General features: G+C 39.6%; 13 protein-coding genes. 8 read left to right on the forward strand and 5 right to left on the reverse strand.

Translation table 11 applies throughout. From position 1 onward, the window contains the following. The first annotated feature begins 239 nt into the window (after positions 1-239). Positions 240-1,748, forward strand: a complete 1,509-nt coding sequence (locus ACP8HG_RS04200) for an MDR family MFS transporter (RefSeq protein ID WP_438298228.1) — start codon at positions 240-242, stop codon at positions 1,746-1,748. 77 nt (positions 1,749-1,825) lie between these two features. Here the strand turns inward: ACP8HG_RS04200 and ACP8HG_RS04205 are convergent, their stop codons facing one another. Next, positions 1,826-2,089, reverse strand: a complete 264-nt coding sequence (locus ACP8HG_RS04205; protein ID WP_067208454.1) for a DUF3006 family protein — start codon at positions 2,087-2,089, stop codon at positions 1,826-1,828. 2 nt (positions 2,090-2,091) lie between these two features. Beyond that, positions 2,092-3,339: an MBL fold metallo-hydrolase gene (locus tag ACP8HG_RS04210; RefSeq protein WP_438298229.1), complete on the reverse strand. Its 1,248-nt coding sequence runs from the start codon at positions 3,337-3,339 to the stop codon at positions 2,092-2,094. Between the two features lie 215 nt (positions 3,340-3,554). Between ACP8HG_RS04210 and ACP8HG_RS04215 the strand changes: the two genes are divergently transcribed. Next, the gene (locus ACP8HG_RS04215) at positions 3,555-5,273 is read left to right on the forward strand and encodes an AAA family ATPase (RefSeq protein WP_438298230.1); all 1,719 of its coding nucleotides are present in this window, start codon (positions 3,555-3,557) and stop codon (positions 5,271-5,273) included. 373 nt (positions 5,274-5,646) lie between these two features. Further along, complete coding sequence (locus ACP8HG_RS04220; RefSeq protein WP_342538075.1) at positions 5,647-6,525, forward strand: patatin-like phospholipase family protein; 879 nt, start codon at positions 5,647-5,649, stop codon at positions 6,523-6,525. Between the two features lie 163 nt (positions 6,526-6,688). On the opposite strand, the gene gndA is transcribed toward ACP8HG_RS04220, so the two are convergent. Genes gndA through zwf form a run of 3 tightly spaced genes read right to left on the reverse strand, consistent with a single transcriptional unit; the run spans position 6,689 to position 10,957 of the window. Then, entirely contained in the window at positions 6,689-8,104 is a 1,416-nt protein-coding gene (gene gndA, locus ACP8HG_RS04225; RefSeq protein ID WP_438298231.1) for an NADP-dependent phosphogluconate dehydrogenase, read from the reverse strand. A 26-nt stretch (positions 8,105-8,130) separates the two neighbouring features. After that, positions 8,131-9,474 carry a glucose-6-phosphate isomerase gene (locus ACP8HG_RS04230; RefSeq protein ID WP_438298232.1) on the reverse strand — a complete coding sequence of 448 codons (1,344 nt, stop codon included), beginning with the start codon at positions 9,472-9,474 and terminating at the stop codon, positions 8,131-8,133. A gap of 31 nt (positions 9,475-9,505) precedes the next feature. Beyond that, positions 9,506-10,957, reverse strand: coding sequence for a glucose-6-phosphate dehydrogenase (gene zwf / locus ACP8HG_RS04235; RefSeq protein WP_438298626.1), 1,452 nt, complete (start codon positions 10,955-10,957; stop codon positions 9,506-9,508). A gap of 249 nt (positions 10,958-11,206) precedes the next feature. On the opposite strand from zwf, the gene ACP8HG_RS04240 reads away from it, so the two are divergent. The 5 genes from ACP8HG_RS04240 (at position 11,207) to ACP8HG_RS04260 (ending at position 15,796) form a co-directional block, all read left to right on the forward strand. After that, complete coding sequence (locus ACP8HG_RS04240) at positions 11,207-11,365, forward strand: hypothetical protein (RefSeq protein WP_338652620.1); 159 nt, start codon at positions 11,207-11,209, stop codon at positions 11,363-11,365. 526 nt (positions 11,366-11,891) lie between these two features. Beyond that, positions 11,892-12,533 (forward strand): 3-hexulose-6-phosphate synthase, encoded by a 642-nt coding sequence (gene hxlA / locus ACP8HG_RS04245; protein WP_187047530.1) that lies wholly within the window; start codon positions 11,892-11,894, stop codon positions 12,531-12,533. Position 12,534: 1 nt separating this feature from the next. After that, on the forward strand, positions 12,535-13,089 hold the full coding sequence (hxlB, locus tag ACP8HG_RS04250) for a 6-phospho-3-hexuloisomerase (protein WP_399631991.1): 555 nt from the start codon (positions 12,535-12,537) through the stop codon (positions 13,087-13,089). Positions 13,090-13,542: 453 nt separating this feature from the next. Continuing rightward, entirely contained in the window at positions 13,543-13,896 is a 354-nt protein-coding gene (locus ACP8HG_RS04255; RefSeq protein WP_067208470.1) for a winged helix-turn-helix transcriptional regulator, read from the forward strand. Positions 13,897-14,011: 115 nt separating this feature from the next. After that, positions 14,012-15,796, forward strand: coding sequence for a sulfatase-like hydrolase/transferase (locus tag ACP8HG_RS04260; RefSeq protein WP_438298233.1), 1,785 nt, complete (start codon positions 14,012-14,014; stop codon positions 15,794-15,796). The last annotated feature ends 75 nt before the right edge of the window (positions 15,797-15,871 follow it).

Consider the following 15,871-nt stretch of genomic DNA (forward strand, 5'->3'; position numbering starts at 1 on the left):
GTTTCAATTAGATTAAGAAAGATCCAGCTAGATTAGTAAGGCTTCTAGTTTTTGACAGTTTAGAGCCTGGAATTTAATCGAATACAATTCGCATCAGTAATTAAATAAGTGTTGAAACAGCATTGTAATGTAGAAACTCTGCTGCTATAATTCGTATACTTAGTTATGAAATGTTTGGTTATTTTTACAAGCAAAGCATTATAAAATTCACAACGGTGTTTAATGAAGGAGAGACTGCATTGGAAGATAAGACACGATTACGCCTCGTTTTGACGGGGATTTTATTGGGAATATTAATGGCTGCAATGGATAATACAATTGTAGCGACAGCGCTCGGTTCAATATTGGGAGATTTGGGCGGTGTGGACAGCTACATTTGGATTACGTCTGCTTATGCAGTAGCTGTACTTGCGGGTATGCCGATTTTCGGAAAGTTATCCGATATGTATGGACGAAAAAGGTTCTTTTTATTTGGTATCATTGTTTTCTTAGTTGGGTCTGCTCTTTGTGGGCTTGCACAAACGGTTCCGCAGCTTGCGGTATTCCGGGCGATCCAAGGAATTGGGGGAGGGGCATTATTACCAATTGCATTCACTATTGTCTTTGATGTATTTCCTCCTGAACAGCGTGGTAAAATGACAGGCCTTCTTGGTGCTGTATTTGGCGCTTCAAGTGTTCTAGGTCCTTTGCTAGGCGCATGGATTACGGAATCAATAAGCTGGCACTGGGTATTTTACGTCAATATTCCAATCGGCGCGATTTCTTTATTCTTGATCATTCGCTATTATAAAGAAGCTGCACAACCGATCAAGCAGACAATCGACTGGCTAGGAGCAATTACACTTGTTACAGCTGTCGTCAGCCTGATGTTTGGGCTTGAATTGGGCGGGAAAAAGTTTGAGTGGTTATCATGGCAAAGTATTACCCTCTTTAGTATATTTATTGTCTTTTTTATTGTCTTCATATGGGCTGAAACGAGAGCAAAAGAACCGATTATTTCATTTTGGATGTTCAAGAACAGACTTTTTGCTTCATCCCAGGCCCTGGCATTCTTATATGGTGCTACATTTATTGGCCTGACAATTTTCATCCCTCTTTTTGTGCAGGCTGTATACGGTGGATCTGCCACAAATGCGGGAATTATTCTTATGCCGATGCTTCTTGGTTCGGTCGCTGGAAGTGCACTTGGGGGAATATTGCAGACGAAAACATCGTATCGCAATATCATGGTGATCTCGGTTATCGCTTATTCAATCGGTATGGTGTTAATGAGCACAATCACACCTGATACATCACGAATCGCATTATCCCTATTTATGGTACTTGTTGGATTTGGCGTAGGGTTTTCATTTTCATTATTGCCCTCTGCGTCGATGCATGAAATGGACTACCGCTATAGGGGATCGGCTAACTCAACGAACTCGTTTTTCCGTTCGTTAGGCCTTGCCCTCGGGATTACCATCTTCGGTGCGATTCAAACGAAATTGCTAACAAGTGAAATGACCACTGGTTTTGCGAAACTTGGCGGAAACGGGCAGGGCGGTCCGGAATCACTTGGAAATATCCAAACGGTATTTCAGCCAGAAGCTCGCGCCAACATCCCCCCAGATATATTGGATGTGATTGTAAGTGCAATGTCTACATCAATTTCAGCCACATATCTCTGGTCACTTATACCAGTTGGAATTGCAGTTATTGCCGTTTTCTATATGGGTAATGAAAGACTAGATGTAACTAAAAAACAGTAAAACAGTAAAGCTGTCACATCCATTTTTTACAATGGGCGCGACAGCTTTTCTTTGATTTATGACAGTTGTTACTACAACTAGTTTCGTTTGAAGCGACTGGTTTTCTTGGATTTTAACCGTTGTATTCTGTCGTCTACTTCTTGTTCCATTTCAGCTGTTTTTCCTTCATCTACTTGGAATGAAATGATTTCATCACCTTGGATTTCAACTGAAAACCATGTGCCAGCCTTGCTGTCAATTGGGAGCGTGTTTATGTCGACATGGAATTCTTTCTGCAATTTTTCAACTAAAAGAAGTGCTTTATCGTCGTCTGTGAACCGATCGAGATATGCTAAATACATAATTATCCTCCTATGCACGCAATGCCTTGCGTGAGAATGTCGGTAATCCGGGCAGGTCCGATGCCTTTTATTTTACTAAGATCGTCAACTGATTGGTAAGGGCGGAGTTGGATCAAATCTTGTGAACGGGCGGGACCGATGTGGATAATGCGCTGTACCTCCACTTCACTTGCTGAGTTGATATTAACACATGAGGCACTTGAAACTGGCTGTGTCTCATTTTTTGGTTCAGGTGTAGGTACAACTTCAGTTTCTACTTCAGGTGGTGTGTGCTTTATAGTCCCTTGGTTATTTGTATGGACGCTAAAAGTCTTGCCATCTGTTTCGACAATAACTGTTCCATGAATATCCGTTCCATAAACAAGAACACCGCTTTTTTCAAGCCGATTAATCGTTTCGATATGCGGATGTCCGTATTGATTGTCAACACTTGCCGAATAAATCGCTATATCTGGTTGAACGGCCTTTAGAAAACTATCGGTTGTTGATGTTTTCGAGCCATGGTGACCAACTTGTAAAATATCTGCCTTTAGGTTTGCACCACTACTAAGCATTTCACTTTCTGCTTCCTCTTCACTGTCACCAGTAAAGAGGAAGGAAATCTCTCCGTATTGTAAACGAATCGCAATCGAATTGTTATTTGTATCGCCTGACAGCGATTTCGGATGAAGTACTGCAACCTCTAGCGGCCCAATGTCGAATACATCGCCAACCTCCGGCTCATAGTAATCTACGTTATTGTCTTCAATTGCAGCAAGTGCACTCGTGAAAACTTGCGAATTCGTAGTTTCACCATTCATCCATACTTCTGATACATCAAATGTACGGATGATTTTATCCAGTTGCCCAATGTGATCTGCATGGGGATGCGTAATCGCGACAATATCGATGTCTGTTATGTTGTGGGCTTGAAGATAGGACACAACTTCTGTGGAGCTCCAATCTCCGGTATCGATGAGTACTGCAAATGCTTCATCACCCTGGTTGTATTCAATCAATGTGGCGTCTGCCTGTCCGACATCTATGTAATGAACTTTCATCTTCGAGAGCGGTAGATTTTGCTGTTCAATGGAATCTGCATTCTCCACTTCAACAACTTTGTTCTGTTCTTCGTTTGCTTGTTCTTCTACTAATTCGGGATCCCCATTTACATTATCAGGTATAGGTGACTGTGTTGTACTTTGACCGCAACCTGCAAAAACAAGTAAACCCGCGATTAAATAAAGACTGGTAAATATATTCTTAATCATTTTTTCTCCTCTATCATTCGGGTATTTTCTTACTAGTATAGTGTAGCAGACATAGGTGCTGTGGATAACATTGTTATTATGTGATAAATTAATGGGATTTAATACCAACGACCAAGCGTTCATACTTTGTACAAGCATATCCAATAATTCCACCTGTTATAATAGCTCATCAGCCCTTATAATAGAAGTATATTCTAAAAGGAGTTGTCGTAGGCTTGAAGCATGTTTCGAAGTTTGCAACAAAGATTATGGTTCTCGTCCTCTTAGTCACTGGAACAGTAGCAAGTGTGGGGTGGTACTTCTTTGATGCAAATAAAGGAATCGCAGTATCGTTTTCCGAATTGGAAAAGACAATTCAAGCTCAAAACAATCAAGTTGTATCGCTTAAAGAAACGTCGAACGGAACATTATACTTACAGACGAAAGATGAGAAATACGTAACTCAAGTTCGTCCTGAAAGCCAGTTAGTCGAACAATTAGTCGAAAAATATAATATATCATATAACTATTCCGATCAAAGCAAATTTAGTAGTTTATTGTTCGGAGGAGTGTTCATTACGCTGCTCATTACATTAATAGTGCTTCATAAAAAAGGAAAGATCGGCGTAGGTGCCTCTTCTATGAAAAATAGCGCATCTAAATCGACGCCTTTACCCGATATAACATTACAAGATATTGGTGGGCTTCCTGAAGAAATGAAGGAAGAGATTTTACAGACGTTATCTATTGTGAAAGATCCGAAACGGTCGGCCCAAGTTGGTATTCAGCCACCTAACGGGATTCTTTTATATGGTCCACCCGGTACAGGGAAGACTTTACTTGCACAAGCAATTGCGCGCGAAATAGGTGCAACCTTTTTTTCGTCCAGCGGGTCAGCGTTCACAGAACTATTTGTTGGTGTAGGTGCTTCCCGTGTACGATCTCTGTTTGAAAATGCAAGAAAGCAACGACCAGCAGTCATATTTATTGATGAAGTCGATGCACTTGCAGGTAAACGGAAAACACATGGTGGGGAAGAAGCGGAAAAAACATTAACGGAACTTCTTGTTCAGCTAGATGGTGGCAATAATAACGACGGTGTGCTATTCATTGCAGCAACGAACCGAAAAGATATGTTAGATGAAGCTTTTCTTCGTCCAGGTCGAATCGATTATTCATTCCAAGTACCCTTACCTGATACGACTGGAAGAAGAGAAATTATTGATATTCACACGAGAGGTAAGCTGTTGGCTGATGAAGTCTTTGCTGCATTAGATACTCTTGCCGAAAGTACATCAGGATTTTCAGGAGCTGAACTGAGTTCTCTCTTTAAAACAGCGAGCAGAAGAGCAATTCGAGATGGACGTGAACAAATTGCTAAGAGTGATCTTGACTTTGCAATTGACCGCACCATTCTTGGAAGCGCCTCCCGTTCGATGAATGACCCGGAGACGAAGAGAAGAGTAGCCATTCATGAATCCGGTCACGCGCTAGTAGCTGCAGTAACAAAGCCTGGTTCAGTAAGGAAAGCAACAATTATTCCACGCGGCCAAGCACTTGGGTATGTAGCACCGATTCAGAAAGAGCTTCACTTGTCTACGTATAGTGAATTATTAGACCAAGTCAGTATGATCCTTGCTGGTGGCGTTGCCGAACGAATATATCTTGGCGAACACAGTATTGGCGTAAGCGGCGATGTTCAACAAGCGAAAGAAATCATCGAGCGCATGGTTGATACAGGTTTATTACAAAACGGCTTCACGCTAACTTTCAATAAAAGCGAGAAAGAAGCGAAGATGCAAATTCTTTTTGATGAAGCACTTCGCAAAACAGAAAACCTCATTAAAGAACACGCGTCAGAATTCAAACAGTTGGTGGATCTATTAATGCAAAAGGAAACACTGGACGGCTCAGAAATACAACAGATTGTTAGCAGGCACGTAGTCGAAATATAAATGTGTTAAAAAAAGTAATCAACGGGAGAGGCATTTGCCTCTTCTTTTTTTATGCAGTAGAAAACGATAGGAAGCCGTTTGGTTGAGCTTTCATCAGTAGAATTTGTTAGCCGACTATATCTGTAAGGCGAACGATCATATATGCTACTCAACCAATCATAAGTCAGCCCTGACCGATCATATATGCTACTCAACCAATCATAAGTTAGCCCCGACCAATCCTATATACTACTTAACCAATCATAAGTCAGACTCAACCAAGCATATCTATAAAAATCATCCCATTCCCTAGCGTTTGAATCCACAAGTTCGTTCTAATTTCCTCCCGTTCCTCCTACAGTGTAACAAGGCATAGAAATGGGGGAGATTATCTATGTTAATAGATGGAGTTTTTTCAGGAGGAGGATTAAAAGGATTCGCGTTAGTTGGGGCTTATCAAGTCCTCGAAGAAAAGGGGTATCGATTTCATCGTGTAGCTGGAACGAGTGCGGGCGCAATTCTTGCCAGTTTCATTGCGGCTGGTTATTCGGCTAAGGAAATTGAAAAGATGCTGGATGAACAAGATTTTCAGGTGCTTCTTGATCCACGGAAGACAATAATTCCTTTACCGTTAATGAAATGGTTTCAACTGTATTGGCGACTTGGTTTATACCAAGGTAATGCTTTGGAGAATTGGTTTTTAGAAAAATTAGCAGCAAAAGATGTCTATACATTTTCAGATTTACCGCCGGGAAAACTAAAGCTTGTTGCTTCGGATTTAACGAATGGAAAAATGATTGTGCTTCCCGACGATTTGGAGGGCTATGGAATATCAGCAGAAACGTTTCCAATTGCTCGTGCATTACGCATGAGTTGCGGAATTCCATTTTTCTTCGAACCGGTACGATTAAAAGTAGGGAAGGGAGAGACGATTGTTGTGGATGGGGGGGTGTTGAGCAACTTCCCTATGTGGATATTTAACGACGAAGGTGGAAATACAGAACGTCCAGTCCTTGGTTTGAAGTTAAGTCGTAGCCAAGAAGAAATGCCGGGACATAAAATTGACAATGCCTTAGATTTATTTGAAGCCCTTTTTTCGACGATGAAAAATTCGCATGATGAAAGGTATATTTCGCGAAAGCATGAAAGAAATATCATTTTCATCCCAGTTGATGATTATAGTGCAACCCAATTTGATATGGATCAAGAAACAAAAGAGGGACTTATAGAAGCGGGACGCAACAGCACGATTCAATTTTTGAAAACATGGTGAAAAATACCGGGTACCAAAACGATTATGAGTCGTTTCGGTACCCGGTACTTTTTTTTAGAGCTTAGGAAACTATAAAATCTCGTACTATGAATAACCTGCGAAATAGGCTATTTCACGTCTAGACTCTAGTGCCTAGGGGCTTGCACTTTTGTTTACTTTAAAATTAGTTTTTTGCCCATTCAGTATGGAAATGGCCTTCTTTATCCAGGCGTTCATAGGTATGTGCGCCAAAATAATCGCGTTGAGCTTGGATAAGATTGGCCGGTAATGTCTCCGTACGGTAACTATCATAGTAAGCCAATGCACTTGAGAGAGCAGGAATTGGAATCCCATGTTGAGTGGCTACGGCTACTACTTCGCGAAGCGAATTCTGATAGTCTCCTACTATTTCTTGGAAATAGGAATCAACTAAAAGGTTTGGCAAGTCACTGTTAGTATCAAATGCCTCTTTGATATTCTGTAAGAACTGGGCACGAATGATACATCCTCCACGGAAAATCATGGCTACTTCTCCGTAAGGGATTTTCCAATCATACTCCTCAGATGCTGCACGCATTTGCGCAAAACCTTGGGCATATGAACAAATTTTACTCATATATAAAGCTTTACGAATCGCTTCAATCAACTCTTTTGGATCACCTACATACTTTTTCAGTTCAGGACCTTTTAGTAGTTTACTTGCTGCAACGCGCTCTCCCTTAATAGAAGAAATAAATCGTGCAAATACGGACTCTGTGACGATTGGAAGGGACACGCCTAAGTCTAACGCATTTTGGCTAGTCCATTTTCCTGTGCCTTTTTGTCCGGCTACATCTAGAATTTGATCAATGAGCGGTTTCCCAGTTTCTTCATCCATCTTTGTGAAAATATCTGCTGTGATTTCAATGAGATAGCTGTCGAGTTCTCCTTTGTTCCATTCTGAAAATATTTCATGCAACTCCTGCGCTTCAAGACTAAGTGCATGTTTCATGATGAAATAGGCTTCGGAAATCAGTTGCATATCGCCATATTCAATGCCATTATGAACCATTTTCACATAATGTCCTGCTCCATCAAGACCCATATATGCACTGCAGGGAATGCCGTCAACTTTTGCCGAAATAGCATCAAGAATGGGCTTCACTTGTTCGTAAGCTTCTTTTGAGCCTCCAGGCATAATCGATGGGCCGTTACGAGCTCCTTCTTCTCCACCAGAAACACCTGCACCAATGAAATGTATGCCTGATTCTTTTAAGGTTGCTGTACGTCTATTCGTATCTTTAAAGAATGTATTTCCTCCATCGATAAGAATATCCCCTTGTTGAAGATGAGGGACAAGGGACTGGATCACTGTATCTGTTGTTTCCCCGGCTTTAACCATTAATAAGATCTTACGTGGGACTTCTAGCGAAGCGACTAGATCTTCAATGCTGTAGCTACCATGAATAGCTTTATCTTTCGCTTCTTTGTTGGAAAATTCATCTGTTCGATCTGTCCAATAATCATAGACAGCTACCGAATAGCCTTTACTTTCGATGTTTAGCGCAAGGTTCATCCCCATTACGCCCAAACCAATAACGCCCATTTGTTGTTTGATCATATTTTACTCTCATTCCTTTGTATACGTTATTTGATTTTATCTAAGCGACTTTCTAAACTTTGTTTTTCTACTTCAAAACCAGACTTGCCAAGTAGCGCAAACATATTCTGTTTATAAGCTTCTACCCCTGGTTGGTCAAATGGATTTACCCCGAGCAATGTTCCACTTATTGCACAAGCCTTTTCGAAGAAATATATCATTTCCCCAAAGGTAAATTCATTGAGTTCATCCAACTCAATAAGCAAGTTTGGAACACCTCCATCAATGTGAGCGAGGGCAGTACCCAGTGCAGCTTTCTTATTTACCTCATCCAATGTTTTTCCTGATAGGAAATTCAAACCGTCAATATTGTCTATATCATCTTGAATCGTTCGTTCAATTTGGGGCTTTTTTATCTGTAGGACTGTTTCAATGAAAAGACGACGCCCTTCTTGTATATACTGACCCATCGAATGTAAATCCGTTGTAAAATTAACTGATGCAGGGAAGAGTCCTTTTTCATCTTTACTTTCACTTTCTCCAAAGAGCTGCTTCCACCATTCAGCTACATAATGTAGACCAGGTTCATAATTCACAAGTAATTCAATTGATTTCCCTTTATTATAGAAAATATTTCTTACCGCTGCATACTGGTAACTTTCATTCGTTGCGAGAACGGGATCATCGTATTTGATATAGGCGGCTTTTGCTCCTGCCATCATTTTGTCAATATCGAGACCGGCTACTGCGATTGGAAGTAAGCCAACAGGCGTCAGAACTGAGTACCGCCCACCTATGTTATCCGGAATAACAAATGATTCATAACCTTCTTCGTAAGCAAGGTTTCGAAGTGCACCTTCATTTTGATCAGTAGTTACATAAATTCTACTTCTTGCCTCTTCTTTTCCATACTTTTGTTCCATATATTCACGGAGAATACGGAATGCTAAAGCGGGTTCTGTTGTTGTACCTGATTTGGAAATAACATTTATAGAAACGTCTTTCCCTTCTAACACATGTAGTAAATGTTCGATGTAGGTAGAACTGATATTTTGTCCAGCAAAGTATACTTCCGTATTACCTTTGATTTGGTTATGAAACGTATGTGATAATGCTTCAATTGCTGCTTTAGACCCCAGATAAGAACCTCCAATACCAATAACAACTAGCACGTCTGACTGTTGTTGAATTCGTTTAGCAGCTATCTTCACCCTGGTAAACTCCTCTGTATCATAGGTAACTGGCCAGTCAACCCATCCTAAGAAATCAGAACCTGGTCCTGTTTGTTGATGGATTTGGTTATGAGCTTGTTTTACAAATCCGCTTAGATTTTCAAGTTCACTATTTTTCATGAACGATAAAACATTGGTGTAATCAAATGAAACTGTCATTTTTTTATCTCCTTTGGACTTTATCTTTTATTTACCACCAATTAAATTGATTGGATTGCAATAGTTGATTGGCTGCTTCTGGACCTGTAGAGCCAGCAGGGTAAGGATATAAAGGCAACATATCCTCCTGAAATGCCTCCAAAATCGGTTGGATCCACTTCCATGATAATTCGACTTCTTTCCAATGGGCAAAGAATGTTTTATTACCGAGCATTGCATCAAATAGAAGTAGTTCATATGCTTCTGGTTGGTCTTTAGAATTGGTCGAGTGGTTCATATAAACAGGATAAAAACGGTTACTAGAAGGATTTTTCATATTCACCCTTAAAGATATACTTTCGTTTGGACTAATCTCGAATGTTAATAAATTAGGAGTTATCTCTTCAGTTTGAAGTGCATTTGATTCTTCTACCTTATTCTTTAACTCAAAGACAATTCGTGTAGACTTCTTATCCATCCGCTTCCCCGTGCGTATATAAATTGGGATTCCATTCCAAGACGGATTATCAATATATAGACGCGCTGCGAAATAAGTATCATTCATTGAAGAGTCATTCACCCCGGGCTCCTCTTTATAGCCAGCAACTGGTGTATCAAGAATCGCTCCAGATTCGTACTGTCCACGAACAACATCCAGGTAAACTTTATCTTTAAGAATTGGTCGAAGAGATTCTATGATTTCCATTTTCTTGATTTCGTTTTCTTTGGTCGTTACTTCCCCGGGGAGGTGCAGTGCTGTCATCATCACTAACTGAAAAAGGTGGTTCTGAACCATATCACGTAAGGCTCCAGCCTGATCATAATAATCAGCTCGTGTTTCTACCCCAACCGTTTCACTTGCTGTGATTTGAACATTGGAAATTTGTTTATGATCTAATAAAGCTTCTAATGCTGGGTTGGCTAGTACTAAGGTTTCAAAACTTTGGACCATTGGTTTTCCAAGATAGTGGTCGATTCTATAGATTTCTTTTTCGCTGAAGGCTTTGCTCAAAGTATCATTCAATTGCTGTGCCGATTTCAGGTCACTTCCAAACGGTTTTTCAACAATGATTCGCTTCCAGCCTAAAGTTTGACTTATACCATTTGCGTAAAGATTTGACGTAATAACATCAACCAACTTCGGTGCGACAGACAAATAGAAAAGTCGGTTTTCTGGTATATCTAACTCGTTTTCTCTGTTTTTGATGAGTTCGAACAAATTCAGATAGGATCCACGGTCTGTTGCATCAAATGCAAAGTAGCGAAACTTAGTTAGGAAATCTTGCAAACCAGAAGTTTGAACAGCTCTTCTGGAATATAACCGGAGTGCTTTTTCCACTTTAGATTGAAAAAATTCGTTAGAACAATAATATCTACCTAAACCGACTATTGAGATAGAATCCGGCATTTTTCCATCGAGAAATAAATTATATAAAGCAGGAAATAGCTTTCGTTGAGCTAAATCTCCCGTTGCTCCAAATAAAATAAAAGTCATGTCTTGCATGATCCATTCCTCTTGGGATTCCGTTAAACAATGTTTAACATCAAATCTTTCCGAGGGATTTTCGGTATCCATATTCGATTCCCCCTACTTTTACAATTAATATTCCGTTTAAGCTTTGAATGATAATCGCAACAGTTCTCACTATACTAACTGCGATCAATTAATGTAAGTACGCACTTTACCATCATATAGTGACTAAAAGTATACTGTAGCTTGTAATTATAAAAAGAAATGATAAGGAGTGTGAAAATGAAACAGTTGGCTTATGTATATGTTGAATTAAAGAATCACACTGAATCTGCTGTGGCGCTCATTAATGAGAGAGTTGTAATTCGGGGTGTGGATTGTAGAACGCTTGGCGCTTTGGGGATGCCTCTACCGCGCCTGCGTTGGGGAATTCATTATTAACGGAGTTGTGATTTAGAGATGTATGGATTGAAATATAATGTGATTACTATTTGATACTAACTTCATTGAAGAAAGACGCACTACATGCTGCACTAATCTCCGATAATGAAATGAGCTTCCCTATATAGAGACTATATCGCGGGAGGCATCCACAAAGCGTCGAAGCGGTATTGGGATGAATTGTAATTAGTGCTAAGTATCGGGATTTTTTCAGTTGCTTCCCAAAAGTCCTTGTAAAGCACATACGCCGTATTCATTTGTTCAACATATATAGAGGATAGTAATGTCAACAGACACTGAACTCATTTTTTTCAAGAAAACTTAACTTTTTTATAATCAATATATTGACTTAGAGGCAGTAATGAAATGATGAAATCAATTTGTTATCTTGTAACTCCATTACTTAAAAGGATTTTCACAGTATACTATTTGTCTGTATGTGATTTAAAAGTGCGTACTTCACAATTTTGACTTTAGGATATACACTAAGTTTGCACCGAAAAACGAATAAAAGGAGAATGAAAAAATGAAATTACAATTAGCATTAGATCTTGTTAACATCCCAGAGGCCATCGAACTTATTAAAGAAGTAGAGGAATATATCGATATCGTTGAAATCGGTACGCCAGTTATAAACAAAGAAGGACTAAAAGCAGTTGCAGAAGTAAAAGCTGCATATCCTAACCTAGAAGTTCTTGCAGACCTTAAAATCATGGATGCTGCAGGTTATGAAGTAGGTAATGCTTCTGATGCAGGCGCTGACATTATTACTATTCTTGCGCAAGCAGAAGATTCATCTATTAAAGGTGCTGTTGAAGCAGCAAAAAAACTTGGTAAAAAAATATTGGTCGATATGATTGCAGTAAAAGACATTAAAACACGTGCTGCAGAGCTTGATTTGATGGGCGTAGATTATATCTGTGTACACACAGGCTATGATTTGCAAGCAGAAGGTAAAGATTCATTCGCAGACCTACGCACAATTAAAAGCATTGTAAAAAATGCTAAAACTGCTATTGCTGGTGGTATTAAGCTTGAGACATTACCAGAAGTGATTAAAGCACAACCAGATCTAATCATTGTTGGTGGTGGAATCACAAGTAAAGACGACAAAAAAGCAGAAGCTGCACAAATTCAAAAGCTAATTAAAGAAGGCGTGATGGTGTAACATGAACACCACAAGTTACGCAGATGAAATTTTGGCTGAGCTAAAGCGAACCATTAATCTAATTAATAGTGAAGAAGCCGAAAAATTAGTAGAAGGAATTTTATGTGCGAAAAAGGTATTTGTTGCAGGTGGGGGACGATCTGGATTCATGGCTAAGGCATTCGTAATGCGAATGATGCACGTAGGTCTTGATTCGTATATTGTAGGCGAAACGGTAACTCCGAATCTAGAACCAGATGATATTTTCATTGTCGGTTCTGGATCCGGTGAGACCCAAAGTTTGGCTGCAATGACTAAAAAAGCGAAGAGCATTGGTGCAACAGTGGTAGCTGTTACCATTAATCCTGATTCTACAATTGGGAAGTTGGCAGATATTAAAATTGAAATACCCGCCCAAGCAAAAGGGGAAGGCAATAGTGGGAAGTCAATCCAACCGATGGGATCACTGTTCGAGCAATCGCTTCTCTTATTTTATGATGCAGTTATTTTGAGATTTATGGAGAAAAAAGGATTGAATTCTGAAGTGATGTATGGACGACATGCTAATTTGGAATGATATCTCTTACCTATGTACCGAGCCTGTATGGGGATATTTTCGGACTATAAAGGTACTTATTTGTTTCTAGTCCAAAGTGTGCAAACTTTATGTGAGCTAATCGTACAACCAAATCTGCGATGGTTAAAAGAATAAACAAAAGAACTGATTTCGCTTTTTCGAAAAGGAAATCAGTTCTTTTGTTCATTCATACTATCGGTGTACTTTTTTAGTATATCTATCCTGTAACCAAAGTTGCTTTACTAGACAGCTAACTGAATAACATGCGAGGATAGTTAGGTATTGCAATGTGCAAAGCAGGAAAGGAATTAAAAGAGAGCGCTGATTATCGAATAGGAAATAGTTAATGATTTAGTTTTTAATAAAGTCTGTATATGATTGAATTCAAAGTACGTACTTTTTTCATACATAGTGGTGAAAAGTATACTATGATAGAGAATGGAGGTGGAGTAAATGCCGAACTTAGGGGAGAAAGCGTTTAATTGTGAAAAAGAATTGACGCTTGCTATTATTGGCGGCAAGTGGAAAATGCTTGTGTTATGGCATCTTGGCAAGGAAGGAACTAAACGCTTCGGTGAATTAAAGACCCTCATACCTGGTATCACCCAACGGATGCTTGTAAATCAATTGCGTGAACTTGAAGACCATTTGATTGTCCATCGCGAAGTATATGCTGTTGTTCCTCCAAAAGTTGAGTATTCACTTACTGAACATGGTAGAAGTCTTATGCCAATTCTAGAAACAATGTATGAATGGGGTAAAGATTATATGGAGAATGTCTTGGAAGTGAAAACTGACGACCTATAAATGGGTACGTCAGTTTTTTGATTTAAGAAGACTTATGCAAATCACTGATACAATACGACGCCTTTCTACATATGGTATATAAGTACTTATGATTTTAGAAAGGGTGATAATAACAATGGATTCCTACAAAAGAAAATATCCCTACAAGAAGAAACAACCCAACATTCTGTTCTTAATGGTTGATCAGGAACGCTTTCCATCGGTTTATGAAACAAAGGAATTGAAGGAATGGCGAAAAGAAAATTTAGTTGTGCAAGAATTACTACGGAAGAATGGTATGGAGTTTTATAATCATTATGCTGGGAGTACAGCCTGCTCACCAAGCCGGGCAACATTATATACTGGACAATATCCTTCGCTTCACGGCGTTACTCAAACGCCAGGTGCTGCTAAGGGATCATTTGACCCAGATGTATTTTGGCTTGATCCAAACACTGTTCCAACGATGGGGGATTACTTTCGATCTGCAGGATATGATACATTTTGGAAAGGGAAATGGCATGCTTCAGACGAGGATATCTTAATCCCGGGCACGCATAATGCATTACCTAGCTATAATCCAGCAACTGGCGTTCCAAATAAAGAGCAAGAAAAAATATATGAAAAAGCGAACCGACTCGAAAACTTTGGATACTCCGATTGGATTGGACCGGAACCCCATGGCGCAGATCCTCGAAATTCCGGTTCGTCTGCGGGAATAGGCACAAGTGGGCGGGATGAAGTGTACGCTGCTGAAACAGTAAAGCTTATCGAATCCCTACATGAAATTTCAAAGTGTACGAATAACACGACACCTTGGTTTATAAAGTGCTCCTTCATAAACCCTCATGATATTGCGTTATATGGAGTGCTATCCGCAGTTTCCCCGAATTTCAATTTTGAAGTCGACCCAACTCTCCCATACATCCCACCGGCACCAACAGTAGGGGAATCATTGTTTACTAAACCATCTGCTCAGGAAAGCTATCGTGTTACGTATCCAAAAGCATTACAACCGATAATTGACAATAATTTTTATCGTCAATTGTATTACAGCTTACAAAAAAAGGCCGACAATGAAATGCTTAAGGTCCTAACCGCACTTCAAAACTCAAGTTTCTATGACAACACAATCATTGTATTCACGTCTGATCATGGAGAACAACTTGGAGCGCATGGCGGCCTCTGTCAAAAGTGGTATAATATGTATGAAGAATCGATTCATGTCCCATTAATCATTCATAATCCAACCCTATTCAGAGGAGCTAAATGTACAAATATGCTAACAAGCCATGTCGACATACTTCCAACATTGCTGGGACTAACGGGAATAAACGTAGACTTAATCCGTGAAAATCTTTCAAAAGATCACACCGAAGCACTTCCGTTAGTTGGTAGAAATTTGACTCCATTATTTTATGGGCATGAAAGGTTTTTTGGTGCAAATGAACCACTCTATTTCATGACAGATGATGATGTATTCAAAGGTTTACATCAAACAAATGCAATCACGGGCAAACCCTATAAATCGGTTGTTGAGCCGAATGACATCGAGGCGGTGATTACTAGGCTTGAAACTGGAATAGATAAGAGTGATGAGATATGGAAATTCGCCCGTTATTTTGACAACCCAAAGTTTTGGACGAATCCAGGATCTAGTGATACAGTCATAACCGAACAAAATGGTTGTTATGAGCCGATAACAAAAACAGAACCGGTTCCGGAGCAATATGAGCTCTACAATCTTACTAAGGATCCACTAGAAAAAACAAACCTTGCCGATCCAGCATTTGCAACAATCGAATCGGCTATTATTCAACGCGTGTTAACAAAGGTGCTTGAAGAGCAGTGCAGAAAAAAAAGACTGACGCCAGCGAGTGGGAAAGTTCCTGGCATGCCGAATTGCAGTAAGGGTGAATAATTAGTAGGTGAGAAGCACAACTATGGGTAAGGAAATAAATCTTATTTGTTTCTATATCTGGTACTTTTTCTTGAT

The organism is Sporosarcina sp. FA15 (genome assembly GCF_051550195.1).
Classification (GTDB): Bacteria; Bacillota; Bacilli; order Bacillales_A; family Planococcaceae; genus Sporosarcina; species Sporosarcina psychrophila.

What these genes read in the sequence shown, in the direction of transcription:
- ACP8HG_RS04210 (WP_438298229.1), bottom strand. Translation starts at nt 3,339, where the DNA reads ATGATTAAGAATATATTTACCAGTCTTTATTTAATCGCGGGTTTACTT.
- ACP8HG_RS04255 (WP_067208470.1), top strand. Translation starts at nt 13,543, where the DNA reads ATGCCGAACTTAGGGGAGAAAGCGTTTAATTGTGAAAAAGAATTGACG.
- hxlA (WP_187047530.1), top strand. Translation starts at nt 11,892, where the DNA reads ATGAAATTACAATTAGCATTAGATCTTGTTAACATCCCAGAGGCCATC.
- hxlB (WP_399631991.1), top strand. Translation starts at nt 12,535, where the DNA reads ATGAACACCACAAGTTACGCAGATGAAATTTTGGCTGAGCTAAAGCGA.
- zwf (WP_438298626.1), bottom strand. Translation starts at nt 10,957, where the DNA reads ATGCAAGACATGACTTTTATTTTATTTGGAGCAACGGGAGATTTAGCT.
- ACP8HG_RS04205 (WP_067208454.1), bottom strand. Translation starts at nt 2,089, where the DNA reads ATGTATTTAGCATATCTCGATCGGTTCACAGACGACGATAAAGCACTT.
- ACP8HG_RS04220 (WP_342538075.1), top strand. Translation starts at nt 5,647, where the DNA reads ATGTTAATAGATGGAGTTTTTTCAGGAGGAGGATTAAAAGGATTCGCG.
- ACP8HG_RS04230 (WP_438298232.1), bottom strand. Translation starts at nt 9,474, where the DNA reads ATGACAGTTTCATTTGATTACACCAATGTTTTATCGTTCATGAAAAAT.
- gndA (WP_438298231.1), bottom strand. Translation starts at nt 8,104, where the DNA reads ATGATCAAACAACAAATGGGCGTTATTGGTTTGGGCGTAATGGGGATG.
- ACP8HG_RS04260 (WP_438298233.1), top strand. Translation starts at nt 14,012, where the DNA reads ATGGATTCCTACAAAAGAAAATATCCCTACAAGAAGAAACAACCCAAC.
- ACP8HG_RS04240 (WP_338652620.1), top strand. Translation starts at nt 11,207, where the DNA reads ATGAAACAGTTGGCTTATGTATATGTTGAATTAAAGAATCACACTGAA.